Annotated in this window: 22 protein-coding genes; 9 read left to right on the top strand and 13 right to left on the bottom strand. The window is 73.7% G+C overall.

Annotation, left to right across the window (positions count from 1 at the left end; genetic code table 11):
* Positions 1–36: 36 nt before the first annotated feature.
* Genes ACTHLI_RS16150 through ACTHLI_RS16135 form a run of 4 tightly spaced genes read right to left on the bottom strand, consistent with a single transcriptional unit; the run spans position 37 to position 5,350 of the window.
* A complete protein-coding gene (locus tag ACTHLI_RS16150; protein ID WP_440185832.1) occupies positions 37–939 on the bottom strand; it encodes a carbohydrate ABC transporter permease in 903 nt (300 codons plus the stop codon).
* A complete protein-coding gene (locus ACTHLI_RS16145) occupies positions 936–2,111 on the bottom strand; it encodes a carbohydrate ABC transporter permease (protein ID WP_440185830.1) in 1,176 nt (391 codons plus the stop codon). The genes ACTHLI_RS16150 and ACTHLI_RS16145 overlap by 4 nt, the downstream gene beginning before the upstream one ends.
* A 32-nt stretch (positions 2,112–2,143) precedes the next feature.
* Complete coding sequence (locus ACTHLI_RS16140; protein WP_440185828.1) at positions 2,144–3,406, bottom strand: extracellular solute-binding protein; 1,263 nt, start codon at positions 3,404–3,406, stop codon at positions 2,144–2,146.
* A 27-nt stretch (positions 3,407–3,433) separates the two neighbouring features.
* Positions 3,434–5,350: a glycogen debranching N-terminal domain-containing protein gene (locus ACTHLI_RS16135; protein ID WP_440185826.1), complete on the bottom strand. Its 1,917-nt coding sequence runs from the start codon at positions 5,348–5,350 to the stop codon at positions 3,434–3,436.
* A gap of 103 nt (positions 5,351–5,453) precedes the next feature.
* On the opposite strand from ACTHLI_RS16135, the gene ACTHLI_RS16130 reads away from it, so the two are divergent.
* Together ACTHLI_RS16130 and ACTHLI_RS16125 are read left to right on the top strand one after the other, a co-directional pair.
* The gene (locus ACTHLI_RS16130) at positions 5,454–6,434 is read left to right on the top strand and encodes a LacI family DNA-binding transcriptional regulator (RefSeq protein WP_440185824.1); all 981 of its coding nucleotides are present in this window, start codon (positions 5,454–5,456) and stop codon (positions 6,432–6,434) included.
* A gap of 24 nt (positions 6,435–6,458) precedes the next feature.
* Complete coding sequence (locus ACTHLI_RS16125) at positions 6,459–6,899, top strand: hypothetical protein (protein WP_440185823.1); 441 nt, start codon at positions 6,459–6,461, stop codon at positions 6,897–6,899.
* Here the strand turns inward: ACTHLI_RS16125 and ACTHLI_RS16120 are convergent, their stop codons facing one another.
* A complete protein-coding gene (locus ACTHLI_RS16120) occupies positions 6,900–7,298 on the bottom strand; it encodes a ChaB family protein (RefSeq protein WP_440185821.1) in 399 nt (132 codons plus the stop codon).
* Positions 7,299–7,337: 39 nt separating this feature from the next.
* Positions 7,338–8,174 (bottom strand): NAD-dependent epimerase/dehydratase family protein, encoded by an 837-nt coding sequence (locus ACTHLI_RS16115; protein WP_440185819.1) that lies wholly within the window; start codon positions 8,172–8,174, stop codon positions 7,338–7,340.
* 42 nt (positions 8,175–8,216) lie between these two features.
* On the opposite strand from ACTHLI_RS16115, the gene ACTHLI_RS16110 reads away from it, so the two are divergent.
* A complete protein-coding gene (locus ACTHLI_RS16110; protein WP_440185817.1) occupies positions 8,217–8,885 on the top strand; it encodes an NAD(P)H-hydrate epimerase in 669 nt (222 codons plus the stop codon).
* Here ACTHLI_RS16110 and ACTHLI_RS16105 read toward each other — a convergent pair.
* The 3 genes from ACTHLI_RS16105 to ACTHLI_RS16095 form a co-directional block, all read right to left on the bottom strand.
* A complete protein-coding gene (locus ACTHLI_RS16105) occupies positions 8,876–9,655 on the bottom strand; it encodes a hypothetical protein (protein WP_440185815.1) in 780 nt (259 codons plus the stop codon). The genes ACTHLI_RS16110 and ACTHLI_RS16105 overlap by 10 nt on opposite strands.
* Positions 9,656–9,729: 74 nt before the next feature.
* Positions 9,730–10,305, bottom strand: a complete 576-nt coding sequence (locus ACTHLI_RS16100) for a hypothetical protein (RefSeq protein WP_440185813.1) — start codon at positions 10,303–10,305, stop codon at positions 9,730–9,732.
* Complete coding sequence (locus ACTHLI_RS16095; protein WP_440185811.1) at positions 10,302–10,892, bottom strand: RNA polymerase sigma factor; 591 nt, start codon at positions 10,890–10,892, stop codon at positions 10,302–10,304. The genes ACTHLI_RS16100 and ACTHLI_RS16095 overlap by 4 nt, the downstream gene beginning before the upstream one ends.
* Before the next feature lie 138 nt (positions 10,893–11,030).
* Here ACTHLI_RS16095 and ACTHLI_RS16090 point away from each other — a divergent pair, with 138 nt between their 5' ends.
* Both ACTHLI_RS16090 and ACTHLI_RS16085 read left to right on the top strand, forming a co-directional pair.
* Positions 11,031–12,353, top strand: a complete 1,323-nt coding sequence (locus ACTHLI_RS16090) for an NAD(P)/FAD-dependent oxidoreductase (RefSeq protein ID WP_440185809.1) — start codon at positions 11,031–11,033, stop codon at positions 12,351–12,353.
* A 31-nt stretch (positions 12,354–12,384) separates the two neighbouring features.
* Entirely contained in the window at positions 12,385–12,564 is a 180-nt protein-coding gene (locus ACTHLI_RS16085) for a hypothetical protein (RefSeq protein WP_440185807.1), read from the top strand.
* 6 nt (positions 12,565–12,570) lie between these two features.
* Here ACTHLI_RS16085 and ACTHLI_RS16080 read toward each other — a convergent pair whose 3' ends face one another.
* The 3 genes from ACTHLI_RS16080 to ACTHLI_RS16070 form a co-directional block, all read right to left on the bottom strand.
* Positions 12,571–12,933 carry an RNA-binding S4 domain-containing protein gene (locus ACTHLI_RS16080; protein WP_440185805.1) on the bottom strand — a complete coding sequence of 121 codons (363 nt, stop codon included), beginning with the start codon at positions 12,931–12,933 and terminating at the stop codon, positions 12,571–12,573.
* A gap of 74 nt (positions 12,934–13,007) precedes the next feature.
* On the bottom strand, positions 13,008–14,156 hold the full coding sequence (locus ACTHLI_RS16075) for a carboxylate-amine ligase (protein ID WP_440185803.1): 1,149 nt from the start codon (positions 14,154–14,156) through the stop codon (positions 13,008–13,010).
* Positions 14,157–14,229: 73 nt separating this feature from the next.
* Positions 14,230–14,790, bottom strand: a complete 561-nt coding sequence (locus ACTHLI_RS16070) for a VIT1/CCC1 transporter family protein (protein ID WP_440185801.1) — start codon at positions 14,788–14,790, stop codon at positions 14,230–14,232.
* 116 nt (positions 14,791–14,906) lie between these two features.
* On the opposite strand from ACTHLI_RS16070, the gene ACTHLI_RS16065 reads away from it, so the two are divergent.
* Positions 14,907–15,512 (top strand): histidine phosphatase family protein, encoded by a 606-nt coding sequence (locus ACTHLI_RS16065; RefSeq protein WP_440185799.1) that lies wholly within the window; start codon positions 14,907–14,909, stop codon positions 15,510–15,512.
* Positions 15,509–16,249 (top strand): class I SAM-dependent methyltransferase, encoded by a 741-nt coding sequence (locus ACTHLI_RS16060; RefSeq protein ID WP_440185797.1) that lies wholly within the window; start codon positions 15,509–15,511, stop codon positions 16,247–16,249. Before ACTHLI_RS16065 ends, ACTHLI_RS16060 begins: the two co-directional genes overlap by 4 nt.
* A 59-nt stretch (positions 16,250–16,308) precedes the next feature.
* Here ACTHLI_RS16060 and ACTHLI_RS16055 read toward each other — a convergent pair whose 3' ends face one another.
* Positions 16,309–17,205, bottom strand: a complete 897-nt coding sequence (locus ACTHLI_RS16055; RefSeq protein WP_440185795.1) for an SDR family oxidoreductase — start codon at positions 17,203–17,205, stop codon at positions 16,309–16,311.
* Between the two features lie 107 nt (positions 17,206–17,312).
* Between ACTHLI_RS16055 and ACTHLI_RS16050 the strand changes: the two genes are divergently transcribed.
* Positions 17,313–18,152, top strand: a complete 840-nt coding sequence (locus ACTHLI_RS16050) for an EamA family transporter (protein ID WP_440185793.1) — start codon at positions 17,313–17,315, stop codon at positions 18,150–18,152.
* A gap of 60 nt (positions 18,153–18,212) precedes the next feature.
* Entirely contained in the window at positions 18,213–19,670 is a 1,458-nt protein-coding gene (locus tag ACTHLI_RS16045) for a cryptochrome/photolyase family protein (RefSeq protein WP_440185791.1), read from the top strand.
* Positions 19,671–19,686 lie beyond the last annotated feature (16 nt).

The following is a 19,686-nucleotide window of genomic DNA, read 5'->3' as shown; positions in this document are numbered from 1 at the left end:
GCGTGTCGTCGAGGATCTCCGGATCCGCGAGAGGCGCTACTCCTTGACGGCGCCGGAGGCCGTGTTCGTGATCCTGCGCTGGAAGACGACGAAGAGGACCGCGATGGGCACCGTCATGATCGCCGCGGCGCCGAGCTGCACCGGGTAGCGCTTGGCCGCGCCCAGCTGACCGGAGGACAGCGACGCGACGCCCTTCGTCAACGTGTACAGGTCGGGGCTCGACGACGAGACGATGAACTGCGCGAGCTCGTTCCAGGACCCCTGGAACGACAGGATGACGATCGTCACGAGCGCCGGCCGTGCCATCGGCAGCACGACGGACCAGAAGACCCGCAGCGTGCTCGCGCCGTCCACGCGTGCCGCCTCCTCGACCGCGCTCGGGATCGACTCGAAGAAGTTCTTCATGATGAAGACCCCCGCGGCATCCGCGAACAGCGGCACGATCATCCCCGGGTACGAGTCGAACATGCCCAGCTGGTTGATGACGAGGAACTTCGGGATCAGCAGCACGACGCCCGGGACCGCCATCACCGCGACGAGCCCGGCGTAGATCGCGTTCCTGCCGCGGAACCGCAGCCGTGCCAGCGCGTAGCCGGCGGCCGAGTCGAAGAGGGTCCTGGCGATCGTGACGATGACCGTGACGATCGCGGAGTTCGCGAACCACAGCGGGAAGTCCGACTGCGTGAACAGGTAGGAGTAGGCGGCCGTCGTCCAGGTCGGCGGGATGAGGGCGATCGGATCGTTGGAGGCGTCGACCTCCGTCTTGAACGAGGTCGCGATCTCGATGAGGAACGGGAGGATGTACACGAGCGCCAGCCCGGCCAGCACGAGGTAGAGCAGCGGCGCCGTCCGGCGGCTCCGCCGCCTGGGGCCCGCCGCGGGCGCAGGGCGTGCGTCGTCGGCGACGGTCTGCCCCGTCCGGGTCGCGGTGACGGTCACAGCGCACCTCCCTGGCCCGGGCGTGCCGCGATCGCGGCCGCGTCGAGCAGGTCCTCGCGGGCAGGTCGGTACCCGCCGCCGCCGTCGTCCCGGAAGCCCGCGCGGCGCATCCGCCTCGGGGAGACGCCGCGTTCGCGCAGCACCCAGCGCTGGAGCAGCGTGAAGGCGACGATGATCGCGAACAGGATGAACGCGATCGCGGCGGCCTGTCCCCAGTTCTGCTGCTGGAACCCGGCGACGTAGGACAGGTAGGCGGGCGTCAGCGTCGTCTTCTGGGGATCGCCCTGGCTGCCGACGAGGATCTGGTCGAAGACCTGCCAGGTCCCGATGAGCCCGAGCGTCAGGACCGTGAACAGGGTCGGGCGCAGCTGCGGCAGCGTGACCAGCCGGAACCGCTGCCAGGAGGAGGCGCCGTCGACCATCGCCGCCTCCTCCACCTCCTGAGACAGGTTCTGCAGCGCGGCGATGAACAGCAGCATGAACGTGCCGCTGGTCGTGAAGACCACCATCGTGATGATGATGAGCATCCCGACGGACGGACCGGACAGCCAGTCCCACCAGGACACCCCGAGGAACGAGCCGTTCACGAGGAACCCGGGACCGTTCCGGACCCCGATCAGGCCGAGGAGCAGGTGCAGCACGCCGTCCGCGTCCGCGGGCCAGTTCGGCCCGCGGAGGCCGATCGCCCCGAGCACCTGGTTCACCGCACCGGTCGGGTTGAAGAGGAAGAACCACAGGACCGTGATCGCGACGGAGCTGGTGACCGACGGGAAGTAGAACGCGGTGCGGAAGAAGCCCCTGCCCTTCAGCACCCGGTTGTTCACGAGCACCGCCAGTAGCAGCGCCAGCACCGTCTGGGACGGCACCACGAACACGACGAACCACAGGTTGTTCCGCAGCGACGTCCCGAAGTCCGACTCCGCCAGCCCGCCGCCGGAGGTGATCGCGGCGTAGTTGTGCAGGCCGATGAACCGCACGCCCGATGCGAACGGCGAACCGTTCCCGCCCCAGTCGCTGAAGCTGACCCACAGCGCCATCAGGATCGGGACCACGAGGAAGACGAGCAGTGCCAGCAGCGCCGGCGCGGTGAACAGGTAGCCGGCGGTGGCCTGGCCGCCGCGGATGCCGGCACGACGACGTCGCTGCGGCGCCTTCTGGGCGAGCGCGGTCATGAGCGCCTCCTCCTCGTGGTCCCGAGCGTCCGTCAGCCGGTGATGGTGGCGGCGAGGTTCTTCTGCTCGGTCGCGAGCAGGGTCGAGATGTCGAGCGTCTTCAGCCCGGCGAGCTTCGAGTCGAGGTCGCTGACCACGGCCGCGGAGCCGACGGACTTCGGCACGCCCTGGGCGTAGGAGGCGCCGTCGAGGAACGCCGCGAACTGCGGGAACTCCTGCTTCCACGCCGGGGCCGCGGACTGGATCGACGGCATGACGCCGAAGGCCTTCGCGAACGCCATCTGGTCCTGCTGGGTCGTGAGCTGCTCGACGAGCTTCAGCGCGGCCGCCTGGTTCTTGCTCGCGGCGGCGATGCCCCAGCAGTTGGTGAACTGGAGCGTGCCCTTACCTGCCGGCCCGGCGGGCAGCGGCACGACGGCGTACTTGACCGACGGGTAGGTGCTGGTCATCGCGCCCGCGATCCAGTTGCCCTCGATCGTCATCGCGGCCTTCTGCTTCCCGAACGCCTCGCCGCCCCAGCCGGCGCCGACGTCACCCGTGAACTTCCACCAGCCCGCCTTCAGCGCGTTCTGGACGAAGGTGAGGGCCTGCTTGTTGGCGCTGCTGTCGACGGTCGCCTTCGTCCCCGCCGGGTTCGTGAGGTTGCCGCCCGCCTGCACCATGAGCGCGCCGAGTCGCTCGTACTGCGGGCTGGTGACGAGGCCAGCGTGGCCGCCGGTGGTCAGCTTCTTCGCGTCCGCCTCCAGCTGCGCCCACGTCGTGGGGTAGTCGGCGGAGGTGAGACCCGCGGCCTTCCACATGTCCGTGTTGATCTCGAGCTGGAGCGTCGAGAAGTCCTTCGGGGCGCAGTAGAACTTCCCCTGGTAGGTGAAGTTCGTGACGAGCGACGGGTAGAAGTCGCTCTTGTTCTTCAGCTGGTCGCCGTACGCGAGCAGGTCGCCCTGCTTCGCGTAGGTGGCGAAGGTGTCGGAGCCCAGGTAGAACACGTCGGCTGGCTTGTGCGCCGCGAAGCCCTGGCTGAGCTGCTGGGCGAGGTTACTCGCGGCCTGCACGGTCGCCGGCGTGCCGGAGGTCTTCGACCAGTCGGCGACGGCGGACTTCACCGCGTTCGTCTCGGCGTCGCCGGACGAGCCGATCAGGACGGTGAGCGGGCTCTTGCTCGAGGTCAGGCCACCGCCGGACGCGGCGCCGGAGGAGCCGGACGACCCGTTGAAACCCGAGCCGCACGCGGTCAGGGCGAGGACGCCCGCCGCGGCGGCGAGGCCGGTGAGGAGTCGGGGGATGCGACGTTGCATGTGCGTGATGCCTCTCGTGACGGATGGTCAGCCCGCGGCGCGGGCGGACCGGTGTTCAGCGGGGATGCGCTCCCGCGGGGCGGGTCCACCGGTGACGGCGTCGCGCACGACGACCGCCGCTGCGGCGGACCAGGCCTGTGGCCGGCACGCGGCCGGGTAGGGCACGGGGGAGCCGGCGCTGGCCGGGTCACCGCCGTGCAGCTCGGGCATGCGGCCGTCGAAGGCGCGCGAGGCGATGAGCAGGCCCGACGCCAGCCGCGCCGCCTCCTCCGGGAACCCGGCGCGGAGCAGCCCGTGCACGGCGATGGCCGTGTCGTGCGTCCACACGCTGCCGCCGTGGTAGCTGAGCGGCCAGTAGCCGGCCGCGTCGGTGGCGAGGGTGCGCAGGCCGAGCCCCGAGTCGAGCCGCGGATCGAGGAGGAGGGCGGCGACGCGTCGCTCATCGTCGGCGTCGAGGATCCCGGTGCCGAGCAGGTGACCGATGTTGCTCGTCAGGGAGTCCACGGCATCGCCCGCGGCGTCGAGCGCGATGGCCGGATGGCCGCCGTCCGCGTCGTCGATCCAGAACGCGCCGCGGAACCGGGACCTGAGCGCAGCGGCCCAGTCCTCCCAGCGGTCCGCGTCGTCCTCCTCGCCGAACGCGCGCAGCAGGGCGGCGGCGGCGAGCGACGCCTCGTGGGCGTAGCCCTGCACCTCGCAGAGGGCGATCGGGCCCTCGGCGAGCCGGCCGTCGCGCCACTGGACGCTGTCGCCCGAGTCCTTCCAGCCCTGGTTCGCCAGGCCGTGGCCTGACGCGTCGTGGTACGCGAGGAAGCCGCCGTCCGGCACCGACGACGCGAGCCAGCCGAGCGCGCCGTGGAGGGCGGGCAGCAGCTCGCGGACGTCCGCGTCCGGCAGACCCGCGCGCCAGGCGTCGTGCAGGAGCAGGATCCAGAGCGGGGTCGCGTCGATCGTGCCGTAGTACCTGGGCGGCAGCACGGCGCCGTTCGCGAGCGGGTTCTCGCCGCGGCGCAGCTCGTGGAGGATCCCACCCGGGCGCTCGCCCGTCTCGTCGTCGGCGACGGTGCCCTGCAGCCGCGCGAGCACCCGGAGGGTGCCCCGGGCGAGCCGGGTGTCGATCGGCAGCAGCATCCGTGCTGCCCAGATCGAGTCGCGGCCGAACAGGGTGAGGAACCACGGCGCACCCGCGGCGAGGAACACGTCCTCCGGCGCGTCGGGCAGCACGAGCTCGAGCGCCTGCAGGTCGGCGAGCGCACGCGTCGTCCACTCGTCGAGCGCGGGGACCCCGGACGGCGCGATCGCGAGCGTCACCGGAACGGCGGGAGCGGCGACCACCGCGCCCGCGACCTCGGCCCGGACCCGCCAGGACGCGACGGCGCTGCCGTGCGGCGCGACCCTGACCCGGAGGTCGAGCCGCAGGCCGTCGGCGTCGGCGCCGACCGCGAACCCGTCGGCGGTGAGCGTGGCGGCCAGATCGCCCGAACACCACGCGGCCGTCCCCGACCCCACGGCGAAGCGGACGGAGGGCAGCGATGCACCGGACTTCACGACCGGCATCGGGGCGAGATCGGCGGCGAGCCGCACGACGAGATGGACGTCGACCGCGACGTCGCGGCCGGAGGTGACCGTGACGACCTCCGTCATCCCGGCGGGATCGACGGTGCGCACGCGGTCGAGGCGCATCCGCGGGTCGGCCCCGTGATCCGCGTCGAGGCCCCGGAGGAGGCCGGTGAAGGCGAGCTCGGCGGCCCCGCGCCGGTCGGTGCGGATGTGCTCGACTGCGCTGCCGTCGACCTCCACCGCGAGACCGCTGAGCACGCGCACGTCGGCCACGAACAGCCCGTCGATCGCAGCCGACATCGCGCCGTCCGCCCGGCTCCACGCCTGGGCCGGTGCTGCCAGCACGATCTCCGCGTCCTGCAGGAACGGTTGCCTCTTCGCCACGCGGGGGAGCGTAGGACAAATCATTTGATCGATCAAATCCCGAATCGGCGATTCGCAGCGCGCCCTAGGATTCGGGGCGGAACGAACCCGACGAGGAGGCCCGGTGCGTCGACTGCCCACCGTGTCGGACGTCGCCAGCGCGGCGAACGTCTCGAGGCAGACGGTGTCGAACGTGCTCAACACGCCGGACATCGTCCGCGAGGAGACCCGCGCGCGCGTCCTCGCGGCGATCGAGCGACTCGGGTACCGGCCGCACGCCTCCGCCCGTCGGCTCCGCACGCGGGTGAGCGCGACGATCGGGGTCCGGCTCGACCCGGGCGCGGACGGGATGGCCGGCGCGCTGCTCGACCGGTTCCTGCACGCCCTCGTCGAGCACGCCGACGCCCATGGCCTCCGGGTGCTGCTCTACACGGCCGCCGACGAGGACACCGAGATCGCGACGTTCCAGCGGCTGCTCGACGGGTCGGACGTCGACGCGTTCGTGCTCACCTCGACCCATCACGGCGACCGGCGCATCCCGTGGCTCATCGAGCACGAGGTGCGGTTCGTCACGTTCGGCCGGCCGTGGGGCGAGCACGACATGACGGACGCGTCGCACCGGTGGGTCGACGTCGACGGCCGCGCGGGCGTCGCTGCCGCGACCGCCTCGCTGCTCGCCGGTGGCGCGAGCCGCATCGCGTTCCTCGGGTGGCCGGCCGGTTCCGGCACCGGCGACGATCGACGGGCGGGATGGCGCTCGGTCCTGCAGGACGCGGGCGTGCCGGAGGACGAGCTCGTGGCGCTCGACCTCGCCGTCGAGGAGGATCCGCGCGACCTCGGGTTCGCCGCCCGCGCCGTCCGGGCGCTCGACCCGCAGCCGGACGCCGTCGTCTGCGCGAGCGATTCGCTGGCGCTCGGCGCGCGGCTCGCGCTCGGGCCGGGCGTGCCCGTCATCGGATACGACGACACCCCCGTCGCGAGAGCGCTCGGGTTCTCGAGCGTCGCGCAGCCCCTCGACGCCGTCGCCGGCGCGGTCATCGAGCTGCTGCAGCGCGACGACGGTGCCCACCACCGGCTGTTCGCCCCTGCGCTCGTCGAGCGCTGACGGGCGTCGCGTACCGTTGATCCGGTGACGATCCGGCACTCGCCCGCGGCGGAGGCGGATCGACGCCGGCGACGCATCCGGCTCGCGGTGGTGCTCGTGGTGCTGCTGCTCGTCCTCGCGGGTGCATCGCTGCTGTGGCCCCGACCCGCCTCCGGGCCCCTCGGCGTCGCGACGACGGCGCCGACCGCCCCGGCCGGTGTGCTCCAGGGGCAGGTGTCGGCCACGAGGTCCGGGCGGCTCGTCTGCTACACGGTCAGCCGCGACGGGGCGACCTCGGTGCTGCGGTTCGTGCCGGGCTGGAGCGCCGACGCCCGGCTGGGCCTCCACGAGCCAGGAGGCGCGCTGGCCGCCCGGCCGGGCGAGGCCGTCGCGCTCCTCGGGCGGCCCGGCCCTGTGGGTTCGGTCGAGGGCTGTACCGCCGAGGGCCGGGTCTGGACGATCACCGGCGTCCGCGGCCGCGTGTAGTCAGCGCTGCCGCGCCTCGCGCGTGGCCCGATCGTTCGCCTTGCGGATCGCGTCGACCAGCTCGTCCTTGTCCATCGTCGAGCGGCCGTGCACGTCGAGCTTCCTGGCGACCTCCATGAGGTGCTGCTTCGACGCGTTCGCGTCGACGCCGCCCTCGGTCGGATGACGACCGGGCCCGGACTGCGCGGCGCCGTCGTCCGACGGCCCGCGCTCCTCCTTGGCCTCCCAGTGGTCGCCGACCTTCTCGTACGAGTGCTTGAGCGCGGCGTACGCGGTCCGTTGCGCCCGCTGACCGTTCCCGTACTCGTCCTCCGCGGACGCGAGCGTCTCGCTGTAGATCGACTGCGCGTGCTCGTCCGAGCGCTGCAGGGTCGACGGCAGATCCTTCTTCGCCGGCATGATGCTCCCTTCGCCGCCGAAGCTAGGCCGCGAAGCTCCTCACGCGTCCAGCCAGGAGTGAGCGGGTTCCCAGCCGAGCTCGCGCCGGGCCTTGTCGATCGACAGCAGCGTGCCCCTGCCCTCCACCGGTGTCCGGAACGGGACCCCCGGGAAGACCTCGGCCGCGAGCTCGGCGCTCGGTCGACGCATGACCGTGTCGGCGTTCGCGATCACGTACCGCTCGAACCCCGGGCCGCGCACCTCGAGCGCCTTCGCGATCGCGGCCGACGCGTCGCGGGCGTCGATGTAGCCCCAGGCGTTCCACTTCCGCACCCAGGGGTCGTCCTGCCAGGCCTCGAACCCGGCGTAGTCCTCCGGCGCCATGACGTTGGAGAACCGCAGCGCCGTGATCGACAGCTCCGGATCCCACCGGCAGAACGTGAGCGCCATCTGCTCCTCGAGCAGCTTGACCATCGAGTAGGTCGAGTTCGGCAGCGTCACCTCCTCGTCGACGGGGAAGTACTCGGGCGGCACGTCCATCGGCAGACCGAGCAGGGTCTCGCTCGACGCGTACACGATGCGCCGCACCCCGGCCCGGCGCGCGGACTGGAAGACGTGGTGGGTCGCGAGGATGTTGTTCTGGAACGTCGCGACGTCCGGGAGGATGCCGGGCGCCGGGATCGCGGCGAGGTGCACGATCGCGTCGACGCCGTCGTGGTGCTCCTCGATCCCGGCGACCGCGTCGAGCACCTGCCCGGCGTCGGTGAGGTCGATCGGGATGCCCTCGCCGCGCGCCGCGGCCCGGTCGAGGACGATCAGCTCGTGCCCGGAGGTGCGGAGGACGGTCACGGCGGTGGAGCCCAGCTTGCCGCTGCCACCGGTCAGAAGGATGCGCATGGTCCGATGCTCCCGTGCGGCCCCTCGGAGGATCATGATCGCGTGTCCATCGACGCGGGCCGCGGGTACACGGCGGCCGAGGTGCGGGAGGCGGAGCGGCCGCTGCTGGAGGCCGGCGTGCCGCTGATGGCGCGCGCCGCGGCCGGTCTGGCGGGGGAGACGGCGCGGGTGCTGGCGGCGCGGGGCACCCCGCGCGGCTCGGTGCTCGTGCTGGCCGGCAGCGGCAGCAACGGCGGCGATGCGCTCTTCGCCGCCGCATCGCTCGCCGCCCGCGGTCACGTCGTCGTCGTGGCGAGGCTGGGCACGCGGGTCCACGAGCCGGGGCTCCGCGCCGCGCAGCGAGCCGGTGCGGTCCTGCTGCCGCCCGACGCGACCGCCGGCCGCGTCCTCGCCGCAGCGCGGCGATCGGACGTGGTGCTGGACGGCCTGCTCGGTACCGGAGCCGCGGGCGGCCTCCGCCCGCCGGCCCGTGAGGTCGTCGCGCGGCTCGCCGAAGCGCGGCTGCGCGCCGCGGTCGTCGCGGTGGATCTGCCGAGCGGCGTCGACCCGGACAGCGGTGCCGTGCGGCCGCCCGTGCTCGCGGCGACCAGGACGGTCACCTTCGGCGCGGTGAAGGCCGGGCTGCTGGCGCCGACCGCCCGGGCCGTTGCCGGCGACCTGGTGCTCGTCGACATCGGGCTGGAGCCCTTCCTGCCCGACCGTCAGCGCTGAACGGCGACCGTGTGCGGCGCCGCCCAGCAGGAGCTCGTGCGCGCGTGCACGACGCGCGCGTCCTGCGGCGAGAGCCCCGCCCACCGCGTCTCCGGCGCGGAGAGCCGACCGATGCCCTGCGCGTCGACGGAGCCGAGCGTCGACCATCGGACGTCGACCGAGCCGTCGCTGCGGGCCACGGCCTTCGCGACCTCGATCAGCACGCCGCCGTTCTGGTCGTTGCAGTTCACCCCGGTGGTCGACCCGGGCACCGAGGTGCCGATCGCGACCAGGAACGGGCCGCCGTCCTTGCCGAGCAGTCGCACGAGCCGCCCGTCCCGGTAGGAGTACACCGTCGCCCCGCGGCCGTCGTCGAGCACGACGGTGCGGCCGGTCGGGCCGTCCGTGGCGACCATCCAGGCCCGGTGGGTCCCCCCGGCCGGGAGCGGATCCGGGGTGGTGACGACGCCGCCGCCGCTCAGCCGGATGCCGTAGACGTAGGGGGCCGAGGCGGTCAGGAACTCGGTGTCGGGCGTGCCGTCGCCGTCGACGTCCCCGATGGACGCGGTGGAGGCGCCCGCCGGGATCCCGCCCGAGGAGCTGACCGCGGTCGCGGACGGCGACGGGGCGCTCGACGCGGTCGCCGCCGGCATGGTCGCGGGGGTCGACGGCGCGTCGGTCGACGTCGGCCGCGGAGACGCGCTGCTCCCGACCGGCCCTCCTGCCGCGGTGCAGCCGGCGAGCAGTGCCGTCGTCAGCAGGGCCGCCCCGAGCAGTGCCGGTCGGTTCATCAGGTGCCTCCTCAGTGACCGGCGCATCCGGTCCTGATCCGAGATGTCCGGAGGTCGCCGGGGTGTCACGCCGGTCAGTTCGCGTGGTCCTGACCCGTCTCGTGCACGGCGCGGCCCACGCAGCCGGCGGTGCGCCAGTCGTACGGCTTGCTCGTGCTCGGCCCGAACTCCGCGACGTCGTACGCGTGCTCCTGCGCGGGTGTCATCCCGCGATGACCGGAGCGCAGGTCCGCGGTCGCGTCGAAGATCGGGTCGAGCCGGAAGCCTGCCGCGGCCATGCACCCGGTCTCCAGCACCATCTGCTCGATCATCACGGCGGAGAGCCCGCGCGCCTTCCCCCAGGCGCGGATCTCCGCAGCGGTGCGTCGCTGCGCACCGGCGGGGCCGATGGGCTGAGCAGGGGAGGAGGACGGTGTCGCCGTGGTCGCAGGCGCGGCGGGCGCGGAGCCGCTGTGGTGAGCGGGAAGGTGCGCGGGCTGCACCCCGACCAGCACCGCGATCACGACCGCGATCACGGCGAAGGAGGCGAGGAGCTCGACGCGGAGGAGGCGGCTCCGTCGGGGCCGGCCCGAGCTGCTCGCTGCGGCGCCCCGGACGAGCTCCGCGCGTACGGCTGCGGCGAACACCGGGTCCGGATCGGTGCGGGTCATGCGGGTTCCCCTTCATCGGGAGCGGGCCGGGCGGGGTCGTGCTCGGCGAGCAGGTCGCGGAGTCGGCGGCGTGCACGGGAGAGGCGCATCCTGGCCGCGCCCGGCCGGAGTCCCACGGCGGCGGCGGCGTCCGCGTCGGACAGGCCGTCGAGCACGGTCAGCGCGATGAGCGCGGCGTCCTGCGCGGACACGCTGCGGAGCGCCAGGAGGAGCGCGCGCCGCCGCTCCTCCTGCTCGAGCCGATCGACGGCGAGCTCCGCGGCGTCCACGGCGACCTCTCGGGGCAGGCGCGCGATGACCCGGCCGTAGCGGAGGGCGCCCCGGACGCGGTTCCGGCCGAGGTTCGTCGCGGTCGCGAGCAGCCACGGCAGCACGGATCCGTCGACGAGCCGGACCCGGCTCCGGAGCCGCCAGAGCTCGAAGAACGCGGAGGCCATCACCTCGTCGGCCTCCGCCGGCACGGCGACGAGCCGCAGCGCATGCCGGAACACCCGGGCGTGATGCCGGTCGAAGAGCGTGCCGAACGCGCGCTCGTCGCCGGCGAGCGCCGCCGACCAGTCGGCGACGTCGCAGGCCTCGGCGGTCACGACGTCCACACTGAGCGATGTCCGGCCGTCCGCGGCATGTCACATGCCGTCCGGTTCGGCATTCGGCCAGGAACCGCACAGCCGCTGGTGGGACGGTCGAGGGGACGGTGGCGCCGGGCCGCCGACGAGGGGACGGGCATGCCGATTCCGCGGCAGAAGATCGTGATCCTGGGCGGCGGGTACGTCGGCCTCTACGTGGCGTGGACGCTCGAGAAGCACTCCGAGCTGCCGCTCGACGTGACGCTCATCGAGCCCAGGGCGTACATGACCTACCAGCCGCTGCTGCCCGAGGTCGCCGGCGGCCACGTCAGCCCCCGCGACGTCACCGTCGACCTCGTGCAGGCGCTGCCGCACACGAACGTCGTGCGGGGCAGCGTCACCGCGCTCGACTCGAAGGCGAAGACCGTGACGGTCGCGCCGATCGACGGCGGCGAGACCGTGTACGAGTACGACCACGTCGTCGTCGGGCTCGGAGCCGTCACGCGCACCTTCCCGACGCCGGGGCTCGCGGAGCACGGGGTCGGGTTCAAGACGATCGAGGAGGCGGCGCACACCCGCAACACCGTCCTCCTGAACGTCGCGAAGGCCGCCGCGACGACGGATCCGGCGGAGCGGAGGAAGCTCCTCACCTTCGTCTTCATCGGCGGCGGGTACACCGGGGTCGAGGCGCTCGGCGAGCTGTCCGACCTGTCCAAGAAGGCGATCGCCGCCCAGCCGGCCCTGAAGGGCGAGCAGCCGAACTGGATCCTCATCGAGGCGCTCGACCGCGTCGCGCCCGAGGTCGGGCCGGAGCTGTCGGTCTGGACCCTCGGCGAGCTGCGGAAGCGCGGCATCGACGTGCGCCTGAAGACCACGATGAAGTCCTGCGAGAACGCGGTCGCCGTGTTCAGCGACGGGGACGAGGTGCCGTTCGGGATGCTCGTCTGGACCGCGGGCGTCAAGCCGAACCCGGTGCTCGACGCGACGGACCTGCCTCGCGGACCCCGCGGCCACGTCAACACGAGCGCGCGCCTCCAGGTCGTCCGCGAGGACGGCGGCTGGGTGCGCGGCGTGTGGGCCGCGGGCGACAACGCGCAGATCCCGGACCTGACGAAGCCGCAGCCCGCCTGGTACCCGCCCAACGCGCAGAACGCGCTGCGGCAGGCCGTGCTGCTGGGGGAGAACATCACGCGGGCGGTGCGCCACCGGCGCCCCCGCCGCTACATCCACTACAGCCTGGGCACCGTCGCCTCGTACGGCCTGTTCCACGGCGCCGCGAACATCTTCGGCGTCCAGCTGAAGGAGCTGCCGGCGTGGCTCGTGCACCGCGGCTACCACCTGCTCGCGATGCCCACGACCGACCGCAAGGTGCGGATCTTCGCGGGCTGGGTCGCCGATTTCGTGGGTCGGATCGACCTCACGCCGACCGACGACCTCGAGGACCCGACGCACGACTTCCGGGTCGCGGCCGGCGGGAAGTAGCGGCGGCTCGACGCCGCGGAAGGGAGTGCCGATGTCCGACGCACCGAGCGAGTACGACCCGGATCACCCCTCGCAGGCCGAGGGGGAGGATCCGGCCGCGGCGGAGCCCCTGATCGCGCTCGGATCCGAGGGGAGACCCTCGCAGGCCGAGGGCGACGATCCCGACCACCCGGACGAGCACGAGGTGATCGACCCGACCGAGGCCGGCTGACCCGGCCTAGTACCCGCGGAGGCGGGTGATGTCCCTGCGGTCCTTCTTCGTCGGGCGCCCCTTGGCGAGGTCCCGCAGCACCTGCGCGGGCGTCTCGACCTTGGGTGGAGGGGGAGGGGTGCGGTCGTCGACGGCGAGCGCCGCCTCCGGTGCCCCGCCGCGCTTCAGCGGCAGCGCCTTCACGCCGAGGATCTTCTCGTGGGCGAGCGTCGCCCGCACCTCGTCGCCCACCCGCACGAGGTGCGATGGCTTCACCTTCTGCCCGTTGATCGCCACGTGGCCGGCCTTGCACGCCGCGGTCGCGAGCGACCGCGTCCGGTAGACGCGCACGGCCCACAGCCACACGTCGATCCGAGCCGAGTCCGCCATCCACTCCAGTGTCGCCCACCCGGAGACCGGAGGTGGTCGCGATCAGGGCCCGATGGGCGCCCCCGCCGAACGCGTCAGCGGACGCGATCCCGGTGCGCGTCGGCCTCCGCGGCGACGGCCGACCCGGGTCCTGGGGCCTGCGTCTCGGCCACCACGGCCCGCATCACGTCCGCGAGATCGCCGCGCCGGGCGAACGCGGCCCGCTGCCGGTCGGCGGAGCCGCCGCGGGCGAGGGCGGCCTCCGCGAGCGCGCGGACCTCCGACCAGTCGCCGAGCTCCTCCAGCGCATCCCGCAGGTCCGCCACCAGGCGCCGCACCGCGTCCTCAGCCGCGAGCGGCCTCGGGTGGTCGGTGTCGTCGAGGAGCGGACCGCGCAGCCCGGCGCGCGCCGCCTGCCACATCGCCGCGCGGTGCAGCGGGAGCAGCCGCAGGTCGCGGCGCTCGCCGCGCTCGATCGACCGCTCCGCGTCGCGCACCATCGCCCGGAACAACCCGGCGATCAGCACGGCGTCGTCCACGAGCGGGCACGCGTCGCACACCCGCAGCTCGAGCGTCGGCGCGTGCTCGGAGGGGCGGACGTCGAAGTACGCCATCTTCGTGTCCGCGATCACCCCGGAGGCGATGAGGTCGCGCAGCAGCTCGTCGTACGCCGCGGCGTCCGGCAGCGGACCGGTGGACCCCGCACTGGGCCACCGCTGCCAGATCATCGTCCGGATCGAGGCGTACCCGGTGTCGAAGCCGTTCCAGTACGGCGAGCTCGCGGACAGCGCGAGGAGGACGGGCAGGCGCCGGGCGATCCGCTGCGCGATCTCGACCGCGAGGTCGCGGTCCGCGACGCCGACGTGGATCTGGAGGCCGCAGATGAGCTGCTCGTCGACGAGCAGCCGGTACTGCTCCTGCATCCGTCCGTAGCGCCCCGTCGCGGTGAGCTCGACGTCGCGGGAGCCGCTGCGCGGGGCGGTGCCGACCGCGGCGATGCCGAGTCCCTCGCGCGCGGCGACGGCCACGAGGCCGCGGCGCAGGCGCAGCAGCTCCTGCCGCAGCCCGTCGAGCGTGGCGACCACGGCGGCGTTCGTCTCGACGGTCGTGCGCTGGAGCTCCGCCGAGTAGTGGTCGCCCGGCAGCGCCGCGAGCACCTGCGGGGCGCGGGCGGCGAGCTGCCAGCGTTCCAGGTCGACGAGGTGCAGCTCCTCCTCGGCGCCGAGCGTCAGTGCGGCGGACATCGCCGCACAGTAGCCATCGGGGCCGGGACCCACCCGGGTCCATCGGCCCACGTCGGGCCGTTCCTGGGTGGGGTCAGGCGATCCCGGTCGTGCCGAGCAGCAGCCCGATGGACCAGGTCGCCGCGAGGGCGAGGCCGCCGCCCACCAGGGTGCGGATCGTCGGCCGCAGCGCGGGCGCGCCACCGAGCCTGGCCCCGGCCGCGCCGGTCAGCGCGAGCGCCACGAGCACGACCGCGACGGTGACGGGCACCCGCGCGGCGCCCTGCGCGACGAGCACCGCGATGAGCGGCAGCACCCCGCCCGTGAGGAACGCGCCCGCGGAGGCGAGCGCCGCCGCCCACGGGTTCGAGCCGCTCTCGATCTGCGCCGCGCGCTCGCCGTCCCGCTGGCTCGAGACGGAGACGTACTCGCCGAGTGCCATCGACACGGCACCGCCGATGAGGGCCGCGAGCCCGGCGACCAGCACCGCACCGTGGGCCGCGGAGGCGCCCGCCACACCGACGACGATGGCCGCGACCGACACGATGCCGTCGTTCGCCCCGAGCACCCCGGCGCGGAGCGTGTTGGCGCGTCCGGAGACGGCGCTCCCGTCGGCGGGAGCGCCGTGCGTGAGGACAGCGAGCAGGGAGGTCATGGCGTCATCGTGCCGGGTCCGCCCCGCCGCCCGCCAGCAAGGCGAGGCAAGCCTCACCCGCTGATCAGAGGCGGGTTCTCCGGGAGCCCAGGCGCCCCCGGGTAACGTCGGTCGCCGTGGCCCCGCACCATCCGTATCCCGTCCTCCACCCCCCGCAGCTGGTCCTCCTCCGGCACGGTGAGACCGAGTGGAGCCGGACGGGCAAGCACACGGGGAGCACGGACATCCCGCTGACCGATGAGGGGGAGCGGCGCGCGAGCGCGCTGCGTCCCGTGCTCGCGGACCGCCGCTTCGGGCTCGTACTGTCGAGCCCGCTGCAGCGCGCCGTCCGCACCGCGGAGCTCGCCGGGTTCGCGGGCCGCATCGAGCTCACGGACGACCTCGTCGAGTTCGACTACGGCGCGTACGAGGGCCTCACGTCCGCGGAGATCGCGGAGATCCGGCCCGGGTGGGATCTGTGGCGCGACGGTGCGCCGGAGGGGGAGACCGCCGCGGCGGTCCGCGTGCGGGTCGAGCGGGTGATCGCCAGGGCGCAGACGGTGCTCGACGACGGGCACGACGTGCTGCTCGTCGCGCACGGTCACGTGCTCCGCGCGCTCGCCGCCGCCTGGATCGATCTGCCGCCCGAGGGCGGTGCGCGCCTCGTGCTGTCGACCGCGGGCCTGGCGGAGCTCGGCTACGAGCATGAGAATCGCGTCATCGACCTCTGGAACGCCGCATGAGCGAGCGGGAGGAGGCGCTCGCCGGGCGCCGGTTCGGCGCCGCCGCCGACGCCTACGTCGCCGGGCGGCCCGACTATCCGGCGGCGATCGTCTCCTGGCTCGTCGGCGACGCGACGGCGGTGGCCGACGTCGGGGCCGGAACCGGCAAGCTCACCGCGGCGCTGGTGCGAGCCGGTCGGTCGGTGACCGCGGTCGAGCCCGACGCGGCGATGCTCGCGGCGCTCATCCGCGAGGTGCCGGAGGCGCGGCCGCTGCGCGGTTCGGGAGAGGCGCTCCCGCTCGCCGACGGGTCCGTGGACGCGGTCGTGTACGGCCAGGCCTGGCACTGGGTCGACGTGCCGCGCGCCTCCGCTGAGGCCGCCAGGGTGCTGAAGCCCGGTGGGACGCTGGGACTCGTCTGGAACGTCCGGGACACGGCCGTCGGCTGGGTGGAGGAGCTCGGGACGGTCATCCGCGGCAGCGCGGCCGAGCGCATGATCGAGACCGACTCGGTCGCGGTAGCGCCGCCGTTCGGGCCGCTCGATCGGATGGATCTGCGCTGGCACCGCAGCATGACCGTGGAGGAGCTCGTCGCGATGGCGGCGTCGCGGTCCTACGTCATCGCGCTGCCGCCTCCCGAGCGCGAGGGCGTGCTCGCCGGCGTGCGGGAGCTGATCGCGTCCCACCCCGACACGGCCGGCCGCGACATCATCGAGCTGCCGTACGTGACGAGCGCGTTCCGCGCCCGCCGCCCCTGAAGGCGGCTCGGGACGGCGGCGCTCGGGGTGGTCTCGAGGCGCGGGGATGCCGGCGGCGGTCAGGGGGTCGGTGTGCCGCCGTTGACGGCGAGCGTCGCGCCGACGACGAAGCTCGACTCCGGTGAGCTGAAGAAGACGTACGCCGGTGCGAGCTCCGCCGGCTGCGCGGCGCGTCCGAGCGGCGTGTCCGAGCCGTAGCCGGCGATCTCCTCCGCGGGGATGCCCTTCGAGACCTGCAGCGCCGTCCACGTCGGCCCGGGCGCGACGACGTTCACGCGGATGCCCTGCGCGGCGAGCTGCTGCGCCATGCCCTTGCCGAGGTTGTTGATCGCGGCCTTCGTGCTGGCGTAGTCGATGCGCTCCGGGGACGCCTGGTAGGTCTCGAGCGAGGCCGTGAGCACGATCGTGGAGCCCGGCGGCAGCAGCGGCACCGCGGCCTGCACGATGCGGAACGCGGCGAAGACGTTCACCTCGTAGGTCTCCACGAACTGCTCGTCGGGCAGCTCCGTCAGGTCCTTCGACGTGATCTGCTTGCCCGCCACGAGCGCGAGCGCGTCGAGGCCCCCGAGGGCCTCGTGCGCCCGGGTGACCAGATCGCGGCAGAACGCCGGGTCGCGGAGATCGCCCGCGATGCCGACGCCGGTGCGGCCGGCGGCGCGGATCTGCTCGAGCACGTGGTCCGCGTCGGCCTGCTCCGATGGCAGGTGGACGATCGCGACGTCGGCACCCTCCCGCGCGAACGCGATCGCCGTCGCACCGCCGATGCCCGAGTCGCCGCCCGTGACGAGCGCCTTCCTCCCGGTCAGCCGTCCCGTGCCACGGTAGGAGCGCTCGCCGAGGTCGGGGACCGGGGTCATGGCGGACTGGACACCCGGTTCCTCCTGCAGCTGATCGGTCGGCGGGTCGATCACGGGGAAGCGCGTGCGCGGGTCGTCGAAGGTCAGCTGGTCGCTCATGGGCCGAACCTGCCAGCCGGGTCTGGGCACGCTGTCCGCGCGTGCTGTGCACGGGGTGGGCGTGCGCCGTGCGGGGACCGGCAGGATCGTCGGGGGAGGAGGACGGGATGTCGATCGTGCTCGCGCTGCTCGGCGCGCTGATCTACGGCGGCGCCGACTTCTCCGGCGGTCTCGCGAGCCGCAGGGCACCGGCGCTCGCGGTCGTCTTCGGCGGTCAGCTCGCCGGCACGGCGGTCCTCGGGGTGCTCATCCTCGCCGTGCCCGGCCGGTTCGACGCCGCGTCCGTGCTGTGGGGCGCGGCCGCGGGGCTCAGCGGCGGCGTCGCCCTGCTGCTCTTCTACCGGAGCCTCGCCACCGGGGCCATGACCGTCGTCGCACCGCTCACCGCCGTCATGTCCGCGATCGTGCCCGTCGTGGGCGGGATCGCCTTCGGCGAGCGCCCGTCGGTGCTCGCGCTGGCGGGTGTGGCGCTCGCCGTCGTCGCGGTCGTCCTGGTGAGCGCCGAGCACGGGCGCCTCCCGACCCCCGCGATGCTCCGCGGGCGCGCGATCGCGGGTCCGCTGCTCGCCGGGGCCGGGTTCGGTCTGCTGTTCGTGCTGCTCTCCCGCGCCGCGCCGGACACCGGGTTCTGGCCGCTCCTCGGCGCCCGTGCCGCGTCGCTCACCCTGTTCGCCGTGGTGGCGCTGGTCGCGCGCCGGTCGCTCGTGCCGCGGGCCGCTCCGCCTGCGCTGGTGGTCGCCTCCGGGGTGGGCGACATGACCGCGAACCTGCTCTTCGTGGTCGCGTCCCGGCTCGGGCTGCTGTCGATCGTCGGCGTGCTGCTCGCGCTCTATCCCGCGGCGACCGTGCTGCTCGCGATGCTGCTGCTCCGGGAGCGGCTGCATCCGGTGCAGGTCGCCGGTCTGGCGGTGGCGGGCAGCGGCGTCGTGCTCATCGCGCTCGGCTGATCGCGCCCCCGCCGCCTGAGCGCTCGGCGCGCTCGAGCGGGGCCCCGCTACGGTCGCGGCGTGCAACGGATCCTGTTCGGCGAGCAGCTGGGACCGGTCTTCGACGACGGCGACGAACCGGTGCTACTCGTCGAGTCGCTCGCGGCGTTCCGCGCCCGCCCCACGCACCGGCAGAAGGCCCACCTGTACCTCTCCGCGCTGCGTCATCGGGCGCAGGAGCTCGGCGACCGGGTCGAGCTCGTGCGTGCCCCGACGTTCCGGGAGGCGCTGCGCGGCCGCGACCTCGTCGCGGTCGATCCGCCGTCGTTCGCCGCCAGGCGGTTGGTCCGCGAGCTCGGTGCGACGATCCTGCCGAGCCGCGGGTTCGTCACGAGCGAGGAGGACTTCGCGTCCTGGGTCCGCGGTCGGGACGAGCGGGGGCTCGTCATGGACACCTTCTACCGGTGGGTGCGCCAGCGCGAGGGCATCCTCATGACGAAGGCGGGCAAGCCCGTCGGCGGCCGGTTCAGCTACGACGCCGACAACCGGCAGCCGCCGCCGAAGCGCGAGCGCCTCGAGCTCCCGGAGCCGTGGTGGCCGCGTGAGGACGACATCGACCGGCAGGTGCGGGACGACCTCGACCGGTGGGAGCAGGACGGCACGGTGCGGTTCATCGGCGCGGACGGCCCCCGTCGATTCGCGGTGACGCATCGGGAGGGCCGGCGCGCGCTGCAGCACTTCGTGCGGCACCGCCTCCCGTCGTTCGGCCCGGTCGAGGACGCCACGCTCGCCGCGGACTGGACGATGGCGCACTCGCTGCTGAGCGTCCCGATGAACCTCGGGGTGCTCGACCCGCGGGAGGTCGTCGACGCGGCGCTCGCGGCCTACGCGGACGGTGCGGCGCCGCTCAACTCGGTGGAGGGGTTCGTGCGCCAGATCGTGGGCTGGCGGGACTGGATGTGGCATCTCCACTGGCACCTCGGCGAGCGGTACGTGCATCGCAACGCGCTCCAGGCGCGCCGCCGGGTGCCGGACGCGATCTGGGAGCTCGACGCGGCCGCCATCGAGGCGAACTGCCTGTCGTCGGTCGTCGCCGGGGTGCACGAGCACGGCTGGGCGCACCACATCCAGCGGTTGATGGTGCTCGGCAACTTCGCGCTCGAGCACGGCTGGTCGCCGGCGGAGACCACTGCGTGGTTCACGGGCGCGTTCGTGGACGGCACCTCGTGGGTGATGCCCACGAACGTCGTCGGGATGAGCCTCCACGCCGACGGCGGCGTCGTCGCGACCAAGCCGTACGCCTCCGGCGGCGCGTACATCGACCGGATGACCGACTACTGCGGAGGCTGCCGATTCGACCCGAAGGTGCGGGTGGGGGAGGACGCCTGCCCGTTCACCGCCGGATACTGGGCGTTCCTCCACCGGCACCGGGAGCGGTTCGCGGGCAACCCGCGGATGGCGCAGCCGCTCGCCGGCCTCGGGCGGCTGAAGGACCTCGACGCGGTCCTCGAGCAGGAGGCGCACCGCACCCTCTGGTGAGTCTTCGTCGTTCAGG

The organism is Amnibacterium sp., assembly GCF_051956055.1.
In the GTDB taxonomy this organism is placed as follows: domain Bacteria; phylum Actinomycetota; class Actinomycetes; order Actinomycetales; family Microbacteriaceae; genus Amnibacterium.
This window is presented reverse-complemented; position numbering and strand designations above follow the sequence as displayed.